This window comes from Perlucidibaca aquatica (genome assembly GCF_001676655.1).
GTDB classification, from domain to species: Bacteria; Pseudomonadota; Gammaproteobacteria; order Pseudomonadales; family Moraxellaceae; genus Perlucidibaca; species Perlucidibaca aquatica.
Genome location: NZ_LZDB01000001.1, coordinates 230,444 through 246,956 on the forward strand (window position 1 = coordinate 230,444; position 16,513 = coordinate 246,956).

Here is a 16,513-nt window from a genome sequence, read left to right on the forward strand (position 1 = left end):
TGAGAGCGCTCAGGCCGTCAAGGCTTGAGCGGGCTGCGAGACGACACCGGCGTCGAACTCGCTGCGGAAATACTTGATGGCACTGCCCAACGGTTCGACCGCACCTGGCGCATGCGCACAGAACGTCTTACCCGGACCCAAGTGACCAACCAGCTGCAATAACGTCTCAACATCGCCAGCCTGACCTTCGCCACGCTCCAGTGCGCGCAGGATCTTCACGCTCCAAGGCAGGCCATCACGGCAGGGCGTACACCAGCCACAGGACTCGCGCGCAAAGAACTCTTCCATGTTGCGAAGCAGCGATACCATGCTGATGCTGTCGTCAATTGCCAGCGCCAAACCGGTACCCATACGCGTACCGACCTTACCGATACCGGCAGCGTACATTTGCGCGTCAAGGTGTTCTGGTAGCAGGAAACCGGTGCCGGCACCGCCAGGCTGCCACGCCTTCAGCGTGTAACCGTCGCGCATGCCGCCCGCATAGTCTTCAAATAATTCACGGGCGCTGATACCGAACGGTAGTTCCCAGACACCGGGGTTCTTCACCTTGCCAGAGAAGCCCATCATTTTCGTGCCGTGATCTTCGCTGCCGGGACGCGCCAGCGACTTGAACCAGTCCACACCATTGGCCACGATGGCCGAGACATTGGACAGCGTTTCCACGTTGTTGACGCAGGTCGGCATGCCCCAGACACCGACAGCAGCCGGGAATGGTGGCTTGGCGCGCGGATTGGCGCGACGGCCTTCGAGCGAATTGATCAGCGCGGTTTCTTCGCCACAGATATAGCGACCGGCGCCGGTGTGAACATAAAGCTCAAAATCAAAACCGGAGCCGAGGATGTTTTTGCCAATAAAGCCTGCAGCGCGAGCTTCATCCAGCGCGGCATTGAGAATGCGCGCCGCATCCACGTATTCGCCACGCAGGAAGATGTAGCCGGTGGTCGCTGCCAAGGCACGCGCACTGATGACCATACCTTCGATCAGCAAATGCGGCAGCTGCTCCATGAGCAGGCGGTCCTTCCAGGTGTTCGGCTCCATCTCATCGGCGTTGCAGAGCAGATAGCGCGGTGACTTGCCGTCGCTAGGCGGCATCAGGCCCCACTTCACGCCGGTGGGAAAGCCTGCGCCGCCACGACCTTTCAGACCAGAGTCTTTCACTTGCTCAACGATTTCGGCAGGGCTGAGATCCTTCAGCGCTTTGCGCAGACCGGCATAACCGGCCTTGGACTGATACTCAGCCAGACCTACCGTGGCACCGTCATCACGCAAACGCCACGTCAGCGGATGTGTCTCGGCGCTGCGGGCAATGGTGTTAGCCGGGCCGAATGAAGACAGGATCATTTGTATTTCTCCAGCAAGGCCGGGATTTGATCGGGCGTGAGGCCGCCGTAAGTATCGTCATCGATCATCATCGTCGAACCCTTATCGCAATTGCCCAAGCAGCACACGGGCAGCAGCGTGAAGCGGTCATCGGCACTGGTCTGGCCAAGGCCGCAGCCGAGTTCGGCGCTGAGCTTTTCCAGCACCTGCTCGTGACCGTTGATGTAGCAGGTCATGCTGTCGCAAAGACGCACCACATGACGGCCGACCGGAACACGGAAGATCTGGCTGTAGAACGTCGCCACGCCTTCCACATCCGGTGCCGGGATGCCGAGCACCTCGGCAATGGCCGGGATCGCGCCATCAGGCACATAGCGATAGTTGGCCTGGACGATCTTAAGCGCGTCGATGCTGGCCGCGCGCGCGTCCGGGTAATGCGACATGGCATGCTCGATGTCATGTCGCTCCTGGTGCGACAGCTGAAATTTGCTGGTCGCGATGAGCTGGGCGCTCGATGTCGGGTTCGCTGTAGTCATGTTATCGGTCAACATCGGCCATCACAAAGTCAATGGAAGCTAGATAGGCAATCAGGTCCGGGATCATGGATCCGCGAATCACCGAAGGAATCTGCTGCAAATGCGCGAACGACGGCGTACGGATACGCGTGCGATAGCTCATCGTGTTCTTGTCCGAGGTCAGGTAGTAGCTGTTGATGCCCTTGGTGGCTTCGACCATGAAACTGGCCTCGCCAGCCGGCATCACCGGACCCCACGACACGCTGGTGAAGTGGTGAATTAGCGTTTCGATATCCTGCAGCGTGCGCTCTTTCGGTGGCGGCACACTGAGCGGATGATCGGCCTTGTACGGGCCGCTCGGCATGTTCTTCAGGCACTGCTCGATGATGCGCAGCGACTGGCGCATCTCCTCGATACGCACCACGGCACGGTCATAGGCATCGCCGTTGACGGCCAGCGGCACATCGAACTCGTAGTTCTCGTAGCCGGAATACGGACGCGCCTTGCGCAGGTCGAAGTCGACACCGGTGGCACGCAAACCAGCGCCAGTAACGCCCCACTCGATGGCTTCGGCGCTGTTGTACTGCGCCACACCGATGGCACGCGCCTTCAGCACGCTGTTGCGCATCGCAGCCTTCTCGTATTCCTTCAGACGCGATGGCATCCAGTCGAGGAATTCGCGCACCAGTCGCTCCCAGCCCTTGGGCAGGTCATGCGCCACGCCGCCGATACGGAACCAGGCCGGATGCATACGGAAGCCGGTGATGGCCTCGATGACATCGTAGGCGCGCTTACGGTCAGAGAACATGAAGAAGATCGGCGTCATGCCGCCGAAATCCTGAATGTAAGTGCCGAGGAACAACAGGTGCGAGGTGATGCGGAAGAACTCGGACAGCATCACGCGAATAGTTTCGACACGCGCTGGCACCTGAATGCCCGCCAGCTGCTCAACCGCCAGCACATAGGGCATGTTATTCATCACGCCACCGAGGTAATCAATACGATCGGTGTAGGGGATGAAGCTGTGCCATGTCTGTCGCTCGCCCATCTTTTCGGCACCACGATGGTGGTAGCCGATGTCGGGCACGCAATCGAGAATCTCTTCGCCATCGAGCTGCAAAACGATGCGGAAAGCACCGTGCGCGGACGGATGGTTAGGGCCAAGGTTAAGGAACATAAAGTCGGAATCGTCCGACTGCTTTTTCATGCCCCACTCTTCCGGGTTAAAGCGCAAGGCTTCTTGCTCGGCATCTTGGCGCAAGGCGGTCAGATGGAAGGGATCGAATTCGGTGGCGCGCGCCGGATAGTCCTTACGCAGCGGATGACCCACCCACGTACGCGGCATGAGCAAGCGGAACGGCTGCGGATGGCCGGCAAAATTAATGCCGAACAGATCCAGCACTTCACGCTCGTACCAGTTCGCATTGGCGAAAACAGGAATCGAGGTAGGCAGATTCAGGTCACTTTCGGAGAGCGCGACTTTGATGCGCACATCCGAATTTCGATCAATCGAAATCAGGTGATAAAACACCGAGTAATCTGCCGCGGGCAGGCCGTAACGGTGCTTACGCAGACGCTCGTCCACGGCCGACAGGTCGTACAGCATGGAATAAGGCTTGGGCAGCTGCTTCAGAAAACGCAGCACATCCAAAATCTGTTCGCGCTTAACCCAGAGTGTCGGCACCTTGTCGAGCGTGGCTTGGAAAATCAGATTTTCCGCGCCAAAACGCTCGCCAAGTTCGCGTACTACCGTGAACTCAGCGCCGGGGGTCGTTTGTTGTGCAAGGACGTCGTCAGCCATCAGTCTCGTCGTCAGCAAAAAGTGAATGCTTGCGTTGAGCGCGAAGCGCTCAACAGAAAATTATCAGACCTGGTCTGGCGTACGCAGATTGACGACCTGAATGCGTTCGTCGTGTTTACGCTCGCGCATCGGTTCCAATTCTGGTTTGTACACACCCTGATCACCGACCGTCCAAGACAGCGGGCGACGCTCCTTGCCCACTTGCTCCTGCAAGAGCATGAGCGCCTGCAGGAAGGCTTCCGGTCGCGGCGGGCAGCCGGGAATATACACATCGACCGGCAGGAACTTATCCACACCTTGAACCACAGAGTAAATGTCATACATGCCGCCGGAGTTCGCACAAGCGCCCATGGAAATAACCCATTTCGGCTCCAGCATCTGTTCGTATAGACGCTGCACCACGGGAGCCATTTTCATGAAGCAGGTGCCGGCCACGACCATGACATCGGCCTGACGCGGCGACGCGCGAATCACTTCGGCACCGAAACGGGCGACGTCATGCGGCGCGGTGAAGGCGGTGGCCATTTCCACATAGCAGCAGGACAGACCAAAGTTGTACGGCCACAGCGAGTTTTTGCGGCCCCAGTTCACCGCACCATGAATCATGTCTTCGAGACGACCCAGGTAAATATTCTTGTTGGTTTGATCTTCTACCGGATCCATCACACCCGTTTCAGTTTGCTGAATCGGGTAGCTGTCGTTGGCGGCGTTGGGGTCAATGCGTGTCAGGGTATATTTCATGAACCACAGCCTCAGTGATCAGAAGGTTCGGCCGCACGGCGCGCAGCGCGACGTCGACGAGCTTCCGGCGCCCAATCCAATGCGCCAATGCGCCAGAGGTAGAACAAGCCGACAAGCAAGACAAAAACAAAGAAGCTAACTTCAAAGAAGCCGACCCAACCCACTTCTTTTACCGAAATGGCATAGGCGTAGAGATACAACGCTTCAACGTCGAAGATCACGAAGAACATCGCCACTAAATAAAACTTAGCCGACACGCGCAGGCGTGCACCGCCACGAGAGACGATGCCTGATTCGAAAGGCTCGTTTTTAGCACGGCCCCAATCGCGACCACCCAGCAACCAAGGCACAAACAGCATGAAGCAGCATATGCCCACGATGCCGACCAAGAAGGCACCAAAGGCCCAATAGCTGGCAACCTCAGTAACGCCCGTTGTCATGGCGAACTCCTATTAATACGTCGCGGCGGAGTGCCAGACCCAAAAGAGCCGACTCACCCAATGAATGGGGCGCAGGATACTCGTTGAAGCGCCTAATTTCCACACTCCAAATGCGGCCTATGCGTCTGGCGTCAACTTTTCAACTCGCTTGTCACGCCGTAGACCTGCTCGAGTTCGTCCAGCGCATCCCCTAAATACACGGCGAGTTTTTGCACGCTCGGCAAGGCGACTCTACAAGCCGTGAAGCCAAAATGCATTTGGCCATCGTAGGACAAGATCGTGATATTGAGTGCCTGGCCATTAAAAATCAGCGACACCGGGTAGGCACTGACCAAGCGCGCGCCATTCATATACAGCACCTCGGATGGCCCCGGCACATTCGACACCATGGTGTTGTACATCGGGCGGCGAGCTCGGGCACCCAAACCGGTCATCTGGCCAATCAAGAAGGGCGCCATCAGCAGATTGGTATAGAGCGTCATGGCGGGCTTGGAGAGCGTGGCTAATAAGTTCTTATTGGCCTGCATGGAGGCCTTGATTACCTCCAATCGAGCTTTCGGATCCTCAATATGACTAGCCAGCGATGACAGCGCCAAGCTAATGCCGTTGCCTTCTCCCGCCTCTTCACGCGTGCGCAATGACACCGGGATAGACGCCAGCAAGGGCTTTTTCGGCAGGCCGTTAATTTCCAGCAGGTAGCGGCGCAAGGCGGCAGAGCATGTCGCCAAGACGATATCGTTGAGCGTGCCATTCGCTTTTTCAGCGACTCGCTTCATGCGCTCAATAGATAAGCTCTGCGTAGCAAAACGGCGTTGCGGGCTGATGCTGGCATTCAATGCGCAGGCCGGTGTGCGATAAGGGCCAATCAATCCACTGGCTGGCGATGCCCGTAACATCCTCATCCAAGCCGAAAAAGCCTGACTCAGCACATTGAGTACAGTGGGTCGCGCTAACGCCTGCGCCGACTCGATGATTGCTTTCGGAATGCCAGTGCTGCTGCGCGGCAAGGGGGGCATGGCCCAAAACGCCGGCATGCCGCGCTCATCCGGATTAGGGCTTAAGCAGCGACTCATGGTGCGCGAACCCGACATGCCATCCATGAGCGCGTGGTGAATTTTAAAATAGAGCGCAAACGTGCCGTCATTCAGGCCCTCAATGAGCGTGCACTCCCAGAGCGGACGATTCTTATCCAAGGGCTGACTGTGCAGACGTGACACCAAAATACCCAGCTCACGCTCACCACCCGGCTTGGGCAGCGCCGCATGACGCAGGTGGTAGTCAATATCGATGTCGTGATCGACCTCCCAAGCGGGAACCACCTTACCGACTAAACCGGGCTTCAAACGCAAATTAAAGGGGGGCTGATCGACGGCGAATTGGCGCATCCGCTCTAGCTGCTCACTGACCCAGCTTTCGCCGCCATCACGGGGAATTTCGTAACGATGCAGCATGGCCACATGCATATAGGCATCGCGAGATTCCGCGTTAAGAAAAAATGCATCCGCTAAATTAAGGCGATTAGCCATGACCCAACCCATCCATTGTTATTTTTATTGGAGGGAAGTATGCACCCCTGCCGGTTTCATCGCCACGCTCATAACTGCCTGTTTTAGCAAACGGTTATTGTCAAAATGACGCATCCCCAGATTGCGTAAGACCCGCCACGCCGGTGATTGCTGAGCAAACAACCATTCAAAACCGGTCATGCTATTGAGCAGCAACGCGTTATGGCCACGCCGCTGGCGACTGTATTTACGCAATGCCCGTGTATGGCCAATAGGCAGCCCCGCCTGAAGCGCAGCCAGTAATTCTTGTGCTAACGATGCCGCATCGAGGAAACCCAAATTCACCCCCTGACCCGCCAAAGGATGAATGCTGTGGGCGGCATCACCAATGAGCACCAAGCCCGGCTCGCAGTAACGCTCCGCATGCCTAGCTACCAGAGGAAACGCCGCACGCGGGCCGACCAACTCGACCGCGCCCAGGGTGTTTTCAAAGGCTTTTGCCAAGGCTTGCTCGAAGTCACTGGGTGACGCGGCCAGCATGGCTTCAGCCTGAGTAGTTGGCAGCGTCCACACAATAGAGCATTGATGTGCGTCGGCGAGGGGCAGGAAAGCCAAGGGCCCCTCAGGGAGAAAGCGCTGCCATGCGGTGGCGTCGTGGGGCTTTTCTGTACGTACCGTGCAAACCAAGCCGTGCTGTCCATAGTCTTGCACGCTCGTACTGATGCCGGCCGCTTCGCGAACGCGCGATAGTGCTCCGTCGGCACCGACCAAGAGCGCAGGCTCTATGACGCTGCCATCATCTAAAGTCACCTGCCAACCTTGCTGCAGACGCTGTATCGACTGCACTCGGGCGACCCGCAAGTTATCGCCCAACGCTTGCATGAGCAGCGCCTGAACGGCGGCATTCTCGACCAATGTGCCCAGATGCGTCGTTTGAATATCCGCCGCACTAAAGCGCACCTGGCCGGTGCCATCAGCATCCCAGACCTGCATATGCTGGAAGCGGCACTGACGCAACTGAGCATAGCCTTGCGCACAACCTGCCTGAGCTATAACCGCTTCGCTGCTTTGATTCAGCGCGGATACCCGCAAACCAAAATTCGCTTCCGGCGCCGGCATTTCACTGCGCTCTGCATCTACGACGACCACATTAAGCGCAGGACTACCCTGTTTCAGCAGCAGCGCAAAGGCACTGCCCACCATTCCGCCACCCACAACTAACACATCGACACGTTCAGACATGACTTAACCCCATGGCGTATCGAGCGACTAGCGGCTTGGCACCGGGCAATAAATCAAACCCTAATAAGCCGATATTGCGCGCCAGCTGCAACAGCGGGTTGGCATTGGAAAAGCCACGAACGAGGCTGTCTGAGAAGCGGATAATTTGCTGCTGATCTGCCGTGCGCTTTGCTTCATACGCCTGCAAGTGCTGGGCGTTTCCTAAGTCGGCCCCTGCAAGCGTCGCCTCCCTCAGGCTTTCAACGAGCACCAGCACATCGCGCAAGCACAGGTTAAAGCCTTGGCCCGCCACGGGATGCAGGCTATGCGCAGCATTGCCCAAAATCACCGCACGCGGCACGGTTTGTTGATGCGCGACCATGAGTTGCAAGGGATAAGCATGACGCTGACCCACGCGGGTAAAGCGTCCTGCACGACGACCAAAAGCTTGCTGAAACTCCGCTAAAAACGCTGCATCAGATAGCGCCAGCACGCGTTGTGCTGCTTCGGTTTTTAAGGCCCACACCAAGGACCGTCGCGTTTGAGCAGGCTGATCACGGGCATCCGGCAGCGGCAGCAACGCAATAGGCCCGTCCGCCGTAAAGCGCTCAAAGGCAATATGTTCATGGGGCAAGGAGGTGGCGATGGTGGTGACCAAGGCCGTTTGGCCGTAATCGTGCCAGCGCGCGCCCAGACCCAGCCACTCACGACTGCGTGACTGCGTGCCATCCGCAGCCACCACCAGCGGCACACGTAAAGTCGTGGGCTCATCATCGCCGCGCTGCAGCGTCAGCGTCGCTGACTCAGCCGATGTTGCCAGCGCCGTGACTGCCACGCCGTCACACAAGGTCACCGAGGGGCAGGCCTTCAGTGCAGCCAGGAGAACAACACCCAGCCAGGCATTCTCCATGACCTGACCAAAGCTCTCGACGTGCTCTTCGTCGGCACGCAGGCGCGACAAACCGAAATGGCCCCGATCGGAAATATGAATTTGATGGATGGGTGTGGCATGCGGCTGTAGCTGCTGCCATAAACCCAAGTCGGTAAATGCTTGAACCGTCCGGCGAGATAACGCGGTATTACGCGCGTCAAAGCCTGCGGTGTAGGGCAGGGGCTGGCTCAGATCAAGCGCCGGAAAACGTTGCCCCTCAATTAACACCACCTGCAACTGCGGCAGCTCACGAGCCAGCATCAGCGCTAAAGTAACGCCGACCATGCCGCCACCAATAATGGCGATGTCCGCCTGCGTCGGGAGCGCCGTCATGCCGTACCCACCAGTGCTTCAATTTCCGCAATGGTCTTGGGCGCATTCGCACTCAACACATGATGACCCTGAGCCGTGACCACCACATCATCTTCAATACGAATGCCGATGCCCCGCCAATGTTCAGCCACCGTTTCATCGTCGGGCGCGACATAAAGACCGGGCTCAACCGTGAGCACCATGCCCGGCATCAACGGACGCCACTGACCATCCACTTGATAATCACCCACATCATGCACGTCCATGCCCAGCCAATGCCCGGTTCGGTGCATATAGAAACGGCGGAACGCGTTGCTTTGAATCAGGTCATCTACACTGCCTTGCAATAAACCGTGCTCGACCAAGCCCTGTGTAAGCACGCGCACGGCAGCATCGTGAGGCGCCTGCCAACTGGCTCCCGGCCGCACGGTGGCAATCGCGGCCAATTGCGCAGCCAACACGACGTCATAAAGGGCTTTTTGCGGGGCACTGAAGCGGCCATTCACCGGGAAGCTGCGCGTGATATCGGCAGCGTAATGATCTAACTCTCCGCCCGCATCGATCAGTACCAAGTCGCCATCCTGCATGCGTCGGTCATTTTCACCGTAATGCAAAGTGCAGGCGTTAGCGCCGGAGCCCACAATGCTGCCGTAGGCTGGGGCAGCGCAACCCTGCCGGGTAAACGCATGCAGCAGCTCAGCCTCGAGCTCATATTCGTAGCGTCCGGGCCGCGCCCAAGCCATGGCACGACGATGGCCCTCGGCACTGATATCCGCCGCCCGCTGCATGATGGCAATCTCAGCATCGGACTTAATCAAGCGCAGGGGATGCAGCACGGCATCCAAGAGATGCAAGGCACTGGGGGCTCGAACACCGGCGCGCGTTTTGGCGCGGACAGCGCTCAGCCAGCCCGACAGGCGCTGATCAAAATCGGGCTGAACACCCATGGGCGCATAGACACGATCGCGCCCCGCCAACAACGCCGGCAGGCGCTCATCCAGCTCCGCGATAGGAAATGCTTGCTGCGCGCCAAAATCCTTTTCTGCGCCTTCGGGTCCGGCGCGGTAGCCATTCCAAATTTCCATTTCGCGATCACGAGGCCGACAAAAAAGCACGAACTCGCCCTCTGCTCTGCCGGGCAAAAGCACCAATAGCGCTTCCGGCTCAGCAAACCCACTGAGGTAGTAAAAATCAGAGTCTTGTCGAAAACGGTATTCGGTATCGCGATTGCGTCGGTAGTGCAGTGCCGCAGGCACCACCGCGACAGCATCACTCCCCATCTTGCTCATCAGCTGGGCACGACGGTGCGCGAACTCCGTAGCGGAAATTAAGGACTTCAGTGTCGCGGTCATGGCTTAGTGCACCGTTGGCGGGAGATCTACCGCATCATGACCATGCTCTTCGCGCGGAGCCAACTCTTCAAACAAGTGAATCACTCCGAGCCGAACAAACTCATGCAGTTCGGCATACGCCAATTCGCTCTCTTCATCGGGCTCATCCACACTGTCGAGCTGAGAAATATTGACGATATCTTGCAGCGTCTCACGCACAATCTCACCGGCCAGCGCAGGGTTATTCGCTTGCACCGCCAAACCAAAGCCAGCCAGCAACCCGCGTGCAAAATCCGCCAGCGCCATCACACGCAAATTCAAGTCGTCGTCATCGTCTGGCAGCAGCGGCTGAAAAAGCAGGTCATCTGCCCCCAAGTCTTCTAGGGTTTTCAATTGCAGCTGCCAAAGCGAGGCGATCATTTCGTCAGCAAAGGCTGTGCTTACATCGGCATGAGCCTCCAACGACTTCATTAGTGCACTGCGATTCATTCGCGCACCGCCCGCCAGCATACCTACCATCACGCCATGCAGCTCGGCTGCCGAGCAGTCTGCTTGCACCTGATCCAGCGCCAAACTCAAGGTATCGTGGGTAGGTACAATTACAGCTTGCATAGGAATCTCCTGTTGGCATCGCGGGGGCATCGCCCTATATTAGCTGCTCGACAACTTCACGGCGAACCGGACATGCTTGAACAGGACTTCCACGCGATTTCTCGCCAAGTAGATGCCCTGCTCAAACAGCTGCGTGCATTGCATGCCGAAAATCAGCACCTCAAACAGCAACAATCGAATCTGTTTGCCGAACGTGATGAGCTGCAGCGAAAAAATGAGCTGGCACGTGCCCGTGTTGAAGCCATTATTCTGCGCTTGCGTGCGCTTGAAGCTCAGTCTTAATCGAATCCCGCGTTAATTTATTTTCACAGGCGATGCCATGAATCCCGAAGTCAGCACCCTCGATGTCTTCATCCTGGACAAAGCCTACAAAATTGCCAGCCCTTTGGCCGAGCAAGACAATTTGCGTCGTGCCGCGCAATACCTCGATCGCAAAATGCGCGAAATTCGCGGCTCTGGCAAAGTCTTGGGCTTAGAGCGCATTGCCGTCATTGCCGCCCTGAACATTGCGCATGAATTGCTGAGCTTACGCCAACAAACCTCGGGTGAAGCGGTGAGTCCTGCCGATATAGCGCTGTTATTGCAACGTATGGAAGCAGGTCTTGCGGAAACTTCTGAGACAGAAATACGCTAAGCGAACGACGCTTGATAACAGATTGTTCAGTTCAATTTACGCCTAGCTGTTTTATACTGATCGCCTCTCTGGGGTGTTCGCCAGTCTTTCAGAGCCCCTGAGCCGATGCTACATCCTTTGGGATGCGTTCGTCTTTCGTGGTGTGCATGTCCGCCCGTCGGAAAGCCTTAAATGATTGCGCCGCATCCCCCTTGAACCCGCTGGGTTCAAGGGTGACGATGGACAGCGGCACCTTCGGAGAACTCTTCCTGATGATAGGCGACACCCTATCCGTCGCGACTCAGCAACAGCGACAACAGCTTAGACGCCAACTCCGGCAACAACGCCGTGCACTGGGCCCACAAAAACAAGCTCTTGCCGCGCGCACGCTATGCCTCTCGTTACAAAAAAATCCCCGCATTCAACAGGCAAAACACATTGCCGCCTATGTTGCGAGCGATGGCGAGATAAATCCGCTTCGCTTTATGCGTTGGGCCCAACGCCACGGGAAAACCCTCTGGCTGCCGGTCGTCACCCCCACACATTCATTGCATCGCGGCGGCTTGCGCTTTGTTAAAGCCCCTGCGATGCATGCACGACGGGGCTGGCGTCGGAACGCCTATGGTATTGCCGAGCCCATCTCACGTCAGTCCCGCTCCGCCAAGGCTTTAGATATCGTATTGATGCCCTTGGTTGGGTTTGACGCTCAGGGCAATCGCTTAGGCATGGGCGGAGGCTATTACGACAGGCTACTTGCCAAGCTCAGCCAATCACCTCGCCGTCCGCACACGATGGGCCTTGCCCATGCCTGCCAACACGTCGCCAGCCTGCCTAAAGCAAGCTGGGACCGCGCAGTAGATGCGCTCATCGTGGTGTAAGCCCGCGCTTTTATGAATATCTGACAGCGGTTGTTTCTGCGATTTCGGACTGTTAGCCTCAAAGCACTCTAATAAAAACACTCCCGCCATGACGGTGAGTTCTCGTGCTCCACTGGGCTTGAATCCATGCACGCTTTACTTCTACACGCACGTCGCTCTCCGCTGACGATATTCATCGTGCTTGGCCTTGTGCTATTCGGCATCGATCGATTAATCCAAGGCATCTCCGAGCCTTACGCAGACGATCAGTACACCATTCATGTCTCCAGCGCCCAACAACTGGCGCTTAGCCAGGCGTTCCAGGCTGAGCATGGCCGCCCACCCAGCCCGGAAGAGCTACAGGCTAAACTGGCCTTCTGGCTAGATGAGCAAATGCTCTATCGCGAAGCCATGGCACTTAATCTGGATCGTTCTGACACCATTGTTCGTCGCCAGCTCGCACAAAAAATGCGCCTGCTGTTAACCCAGCGCACAGCAACCACATCTGTTTCTAACGAAGACCTGCAACAGTGGCTGGATAAGCACCCGCAACGCTATGGCACGCCTGCAGCCATAGATTTCGAGCAAGTCTTTTTGAGTCGTGGCAAACAGGGGCAGGCGTTACCAGCGGTAGCGGGCAAAATCCACGCTGAACTGTTGGCACACCCAACCGATTGGCAACGATTAAGCGACCCTTTTGTCAGTGGCTTAAGTTTTCATCACGCCAGCTTAGTCAGCTTACGAAATGACTTTGGTCGAGACTTTGCTCAAGCGGTTTTTGCTATCACCGAGGCGGGCTGGCAAGGCCCCATCGCCTCTAATCTTGGCCTGCATTTTGTTCGCGTCATTGGCCGCTCCGCCTTTCAACCGGTGCAATTAGATGACGTTCGCGAGCAAGTCCTGACGGACTACCGGCAGGAGCAAGAACGACTTGCTCTGCAAAAAGCTTTGAACGAGATCAAGGCGCGTTACCGGGTTCATTTCGATACGGTCGAATCATGAGCCGGTTAGCGCGAACGCTTTGCCTACTTAGTGGAGTTTTGCTCAGTCTCGCTAGCCAAGCGCATGAGTTGAAAACGGTCACGCTGCGCTTCGATGAGTTCGCTCAAGGCGTGACAGACGCTACGCTGCGCGTACCGCAAATGGGCGAAGAAACTCCGCATTCGGTAGTGCCGCAATTTGATGATCGCTGCGAGATTCAGGGTCTAGCTGATACCCGGCGCGACAGCGGAACCATCGAGCGGCGCTGGCGATTGAACTGTCAGTCCGGCCTAGCCAACACCCGCATACAATTGCATGGCCTTGATCCGCGCATGCCGGAAGCCTTAGTTATTGCCAACTTTGCCAGTGGTGCCCAAGAAACCCTGGCCATGGATCGCCATGACCCGGTACGGCGCCTAGGCAACGGCGAGCATCACGCCGATCAATCGCTCAGCCGCTACGTGCTGATTGGCATTAGTCATATTTTGCTAGGCCCGGACCACCTGTTATTTGTCTTTGGCCTGATGCTGATTATTGCCGCTCAACGCCGAGGCGCAGCCACGCTGATTGCCGCCATCACGGCATTTACCCTAGCTCATAGCCTAACCCTGGCACTGGCCTTATTTGGCGTTTGGGGCTTGCCGCCCAAGCCGGTAGAAATACTCATCGCTGGCAGCATTCTGTTACTAGCCTATGAGCTACTCACTCACGATCCCGCACAGCCTTCCATCAGTTTTCGCCAACCGTGGCGGGTTGCCTTTGGCTTTGGCTTGCTCCATGGCTTTGGCTTTGCCGGCGCCCTGAGCGAAGTCGGCCTACCAGCAGAGTCCAAGGCCTGGGCCTTGCTCTACTTCAATCTCGGCGTCGAAATAGGTCAACTCGCGTTCGTGCTGGTGCTTTGGCAATGCATGAAGCGCTTTCGTTGGGGCAACACCCATCCATTCTCACCTGGGGCCGCCATCGCCTTGGGTGGCATCGCGTGTTATTGGCTTCTTGACCGCACGTCAGACTGGCTAATCACCCACTACCAATACCTGTCGCTGGGAGGCCTGCAATGAAACCTCAAGTCCTACTCTTCGTGCTGCTAACGTTGATGGTGAGTGCCTGCGGTCAGGATCAGCCCTCAAAACCTCGCGTGAGCAATCCACCGAATACCCCCGTGGCCAACGACGACAAACCCTGTGTTGGCGCCAGTGGCAACCGCAAGCAAGCCTACTTTGGCGATTTGCATACGCACACCGCATTTTCACTCGACGCGTATTTCTTTAATGCCACCAATGACCCCCGCGCAGCCCATGAGTTTGCTCAAGGGAAGGATGGCCACTTACCGGCCCTTGGCAGCGACGACCCCTATACCCCGGCGCGCGCCGTCAATATCGGTCGCCCACTGGACTTCAACGCCGTCACCGATCATGCCGAGTTCTTGGGGGGCTTTTCGAACACCTGCGGACGAAACAGCATGCTGCAAAAGCAATGTGACGAGCGCATCGGTAAAGGCATTCGCGATGATGTGATCAACATTGCGGCGGGTAATACCTCGCTTCAGCAGCAATTACTGCAGTCATTAGTAGCGTTTGCACCTACGAGTATTTCTGCTTGGCAAAACACCAAACAAATCAACGATGACGAGTACGTCCCCTGTAAGTTCACCACCTTACATGCCTACGAATTCACCTCGAATGAAAACTCACAGATGTTCCACCGAAACGTCATTTTTAAGGGCGACACCGCGCGCATTCCGCTCATCGTATTTCCAGCGGTACGGCCAGACACGGCGCTCAACCCGCAAAATGGCAATGATGACTGGGATCTTTTCGATCATTTGAAGATCGTCTGCAAATCCATTCCTGGCTGCGACGTGCTGACCATCCCGCACAACGGGAACTTGTCGGACGGCCGAATGTGGCTTCCCATGGAGGCCAATGGCGTTCCGCTGGGTCGCAAAATTGATTCCACCGATATTTATCTGCCAATGACTGCGGCCGATGCCAGCTTGCGCCGCAGCATGGATGTGGCGGTTGAAATGACACAGCATAAGGGTCAGTCCGAATGCGCAGTTGGTGTGGAAGGGCCCTACCTACAAGGCGAGGAGACCGCCTGCACGTTCGAGAACTTTAAAACGGTCTGTCATGGGCGGCCGGATGATCCTGCAACCTGCACGACATTTTGCAAAGGCGACCCACTCACCGACCCGAATTTCTGTAACCACCGCAGCCTGGGCGACAACATTGTTGATACCTGCCTGAATCCGGGCCCCGATGGCCGCTCGCGTCCGTCCCGTGACCCGACGGCTACAGGCACTGGCAATTGCACTAGCGCTTTGGACTTTTACCGCAACGCCATGGCCGAAGGCTTGGCTATTCGCAAAACCTTGGGCATTAACCCCTACAAAGCCAATATTGTGGCGGCCTCCGACACGCATAACGGCATTTCCGGCAATGTCGGTGAGCGCGGCTTTGTCGGTCATGGCGGTGTTCTCGACGATGAACCCAAGGAGTTGCTGGGCTTTTGGAATTGCACCGGCGGCGGTGATCCTGCCGACCCCACGAAGTGTGTAGGGCGCAAGTTTCAAGACTTTGCCCGCAGCCTCAATCCAGGCGGACTCACCGGCGTCTGGGCAACCCAAAACAAGCGTAACGAGATTTGGGATGCGATTCATCGGGGTGAGTCTTGGGGCACTTCTGGGCCACGCATCAAAATCCGTTCGATTGGGGGTTGGAAACTCCCCGCCAATACCTGTGATCGCTTAGCCGCGGGGCAAAACCCAGTTGACCTCGGTGAAACACCGGGCGCGCTTATGGGTGGCGACCTGCCCTTACCAGCGATAGGCGCACCGCAGATCGCCGTGTGGGCACAACAGGATCCGGAGAACTATCCCCTGCAGCGCATCGACATCGTTAAAGGCTATGTCGATGCCAGTGGCAAACCCCGTGTCAAAGTATTTGAGAATGTGGCGCGCACCAAAGAGACGGTGAAGCGTCCGTCAATGACTGACTGCAGCGTTGAAATTGGCAATCACCCCGAACAGCTCTGCGCGATCTGGAAAGACCCCGAGTTCAATGCATCTCAAGACGCCTATTACTATGCCCGTGCGCTCGAAGTCCCTTCCTGCCGCTGGTCGTCGTACATGTGCAATGTCGATAAGAAGGTTGATTGCAGTCTGCTCAATCCGGTCAATGGCATGTTTCCGGCCAGCACAGGCTTCAGCGGCTATGAAGGCTGCTGCGCAACCACCGGCACTACCGGCAGCTTTAAGGGCCGCAACACCTTTAACACCATCGAAGAGCGTGCCTGGGCATCGCCCATCTGGTACGAACAAAAACTGAAATAACA

General features: G+C 57.0%; 16 protein-coding genes and 1 other RNA gene. 7 read left to right on the plus strand and 10 right to left on the minus strand.

Annotated features, from left to right (window positions below; translation table 11 throughout):
• Positions 1–9: 9 nt before the first annotated feature.
• The 10 genes from nuoF to A8710_RS01185 form a co-directional block, all read right to left on the minus strand.
• Positions 10–1,341, minus strand: a complete 1,332-nt coding sequence (gene nuoF, locus A8710_RS01140; protein ID WP_068857600.1) for an NADH-quinone oxidoreductase subunit NuoF — start codon at positions 1,339–1,341, stop codon at positions 10–12.
• Positions 1,338–1,871 (minus strand): NADH-quinone oxidoreductase subunit NuoE, encoded by a 534-nt coding sequence (nuoE, locus tag A8710_RS01145; RefSeq protein WP_227512975.1) that lies wholly within the window; start codon positions 1,869–1,871, stop codon positions 1,338–1,340. The genes nuoF and nuoE overlap by 4 nt, the downstream gene beginning before the upstream one ends.
• Complete coding sequence (nuoC, locus tag A8710_RS01150; RefSeq protein WP_068857601.1) at positions 1,858–3,636, minus strand: NADH-quinone oxidoreductase subunit C/D; 1,779 nt, start codon at positions 3,634–3,636, stop codon at positions 1,858–1,860. The genes nuoE and nuoC overlap by 14 nt, the downstream gene beginning before the upstream one ends.
• 63 nt (positions 3,637–3,699) lie before the next feature.
• Entirely contained in the window at positions 3,700–4,377 is a 678-nt protein-coding gene (locus A8710_RS01155) for a NuoB/complex I 20 kDa subunit family protein (protein WP_068857602.1), read from the minus strand.
• A gap of 11 nt (positions 4,378–4,388) precedes the next feature.
• The gene (ndhC, locus tag A8710_RS01160) at positions 4,389–4,817 is read right to left on the minus strand and encodes an NADH-quinone oxidoreductase subunit A (RefSeq protein WP_068857603.1); all 429 of its coding nucleotides are present in this window, start codon (positions 4,815–4,817) and stop codon (positions 4,389–4,391) included.
• 131 nt (positions 4,818–4,948) lie between these two features.
• Positions 4,949–6,343 (minus strand): WS/DGAT/MGAT family O-acyltransferase, encoded by a 1,395-nt coding sequence (locus A8710_RS01165; protein ID WP_068857604.1) that lies wholly within the window; start codon positions 6,341–6,343, stop codon positions 4,949–4,951.
• Positions 6,344–6,367: 24 nt separating this feature from the next.
• Positions 6,368–7,564, minus strand: a complete 1,197-nt coding sequence (locus A8710_RS01170; RefSeq protein ID WP_068857605.1) for an FAD-dependent monooxygenase — start codon at positions 7,562–7,564, stop codon at positions 6,368–6,370.
• Positions 7,557–8,807: a 2-octaprenyl-6-methoxyphenyl hydroxylase gene (gene ubiH / locus A8710_RS01175; protein ID WP_068857606.1), complete on the minus strand. Its 1,251-nt coding sequence runs from the start codon at positions 8,805–8,807 to the stop codon at positions 7,557–7,559. Before ubiH ends, A8710_RS01170 begins: the two co-directional genes overlap by 8 nt.
• Positions 8,804–10,138: a Xaa-Pro aminopeptidase gene (gene pepP / locus A8710_RS01180; RefSeq protein ID WP_068857607.1), complete on the minus strand. Its 1,335-nt coding sequence runs from the start codon at positions 10,136–10,138 to the stop codon at positions 8,804–8,806. Before pepP ends, ubiH begins: the two co-directional genes overlap by 4 nt.
• Positions 10,139–10,141: 3 nt before the next feature.
• Positions 10,142–10,729 carry a UPF0149 family protein gene (locus tag A8710_RS01185; RefSeq protein ID WP_068857608.1) on the minus strand — a complete coding sequence of 196 codons (588 nt, stop codon included), beginning with the start codon at positions 10,727–10,729 and terminating at the stop codon, positions 10,142–10,144.
• Between the two features lie 72 nt (positions 10,730–10,801).
• Here A8710_RS01185 and A8710_RS01190 point away from each other — a divergent pair, with 72 nt between their 5' ends.
• The 7 genes from A8710_RS01190 (at position 10,802) to A8710_RS01220 (ending at position 16,511) form a co-directional block, all read left to right on the plus strand.
• Positions 10,802–11,011 carry a TIGR02449 family protein gene (locus tag A8710_RS01190; RefSeq protein WP_068857609.1) on the plus strand — a complete coding sequence of 70 codons (210 nt, stop codon included), beginning with the start codon at positions 10,802–10,804 and terminating at the stop codon, positions 11,009–11,011.
• A 37-nt stretch (positions 11,012–11,048) separates the two neighbouring features.
• Positions 11,049–11,363, plus strand: a complete 315-nt coding sequence (locus tag A8710_RS01195) for a cell division protein ZapA (protein ID WP_068857610.1) — start codon at positions 11,049–11,051, stop codon at positions 11,361–11,363.
• A 62-nt stretch (positions 11,364–11,425) separates the two neighbouring features.
• Positions 11,426–11,608: non-coding RNA, 6S RNA (gene ssrS / locus A8710_RS01200), on the plus strand.
• 6 nt (positions 11,609–11,614) lie between these two features.
• Positions 11,615–12,220, plus strand: coding sequence for a 5-formyltetrahydrofolate cyclo-ligase (locus A8710_RS01205; RefSeq protein WP_068857611.1), 606 nt, complete (start codon positions 11,615–11,617; stop codon positions 12,218–12,220).
• A 126-nt stretch (positions 12,221–12,346) separates the two neighbouring features.
• Positions 12,347–13,201 (plus strand): peptidyl-prolyl cis-trans isomerase, encoded by an 855-nt coding sequence (locus tag A8710_RS01210; protein ID WP_068857612.1) that lies wholly within the window; start codon positions 12,347–12,349, stop codon positions 13,199–13,201.
• Entirely contained in the window at positions 13,198–14,238 is a 1,041-nt protein-coding gene (locus A8710_RS01215; protein WP_082968577.1) for a HupE/UreJ family protein, read from the plus strand. The genes A8710_RS01210 and A8710_RS01215 overlap by 4 nt, the downstream gene beginning before the upstream one ends.
• Positions 14,235–16,511, plus strand: a complete 2,277-nt coding sequence (locus A8710_RS01220; RefSeq protein WP_068857614.1) for a DUF3604 domain-containing protein — start codon at positions 14,235–14,237, stop codon at positions 16,509–16,511. Before A8710_RS01215 ends, A8710_RS01220 begins: the two co-directional genes overlap by 4 nt.
• Positions 16,512–16,513 lie beyond the last annotated feature (2 nt).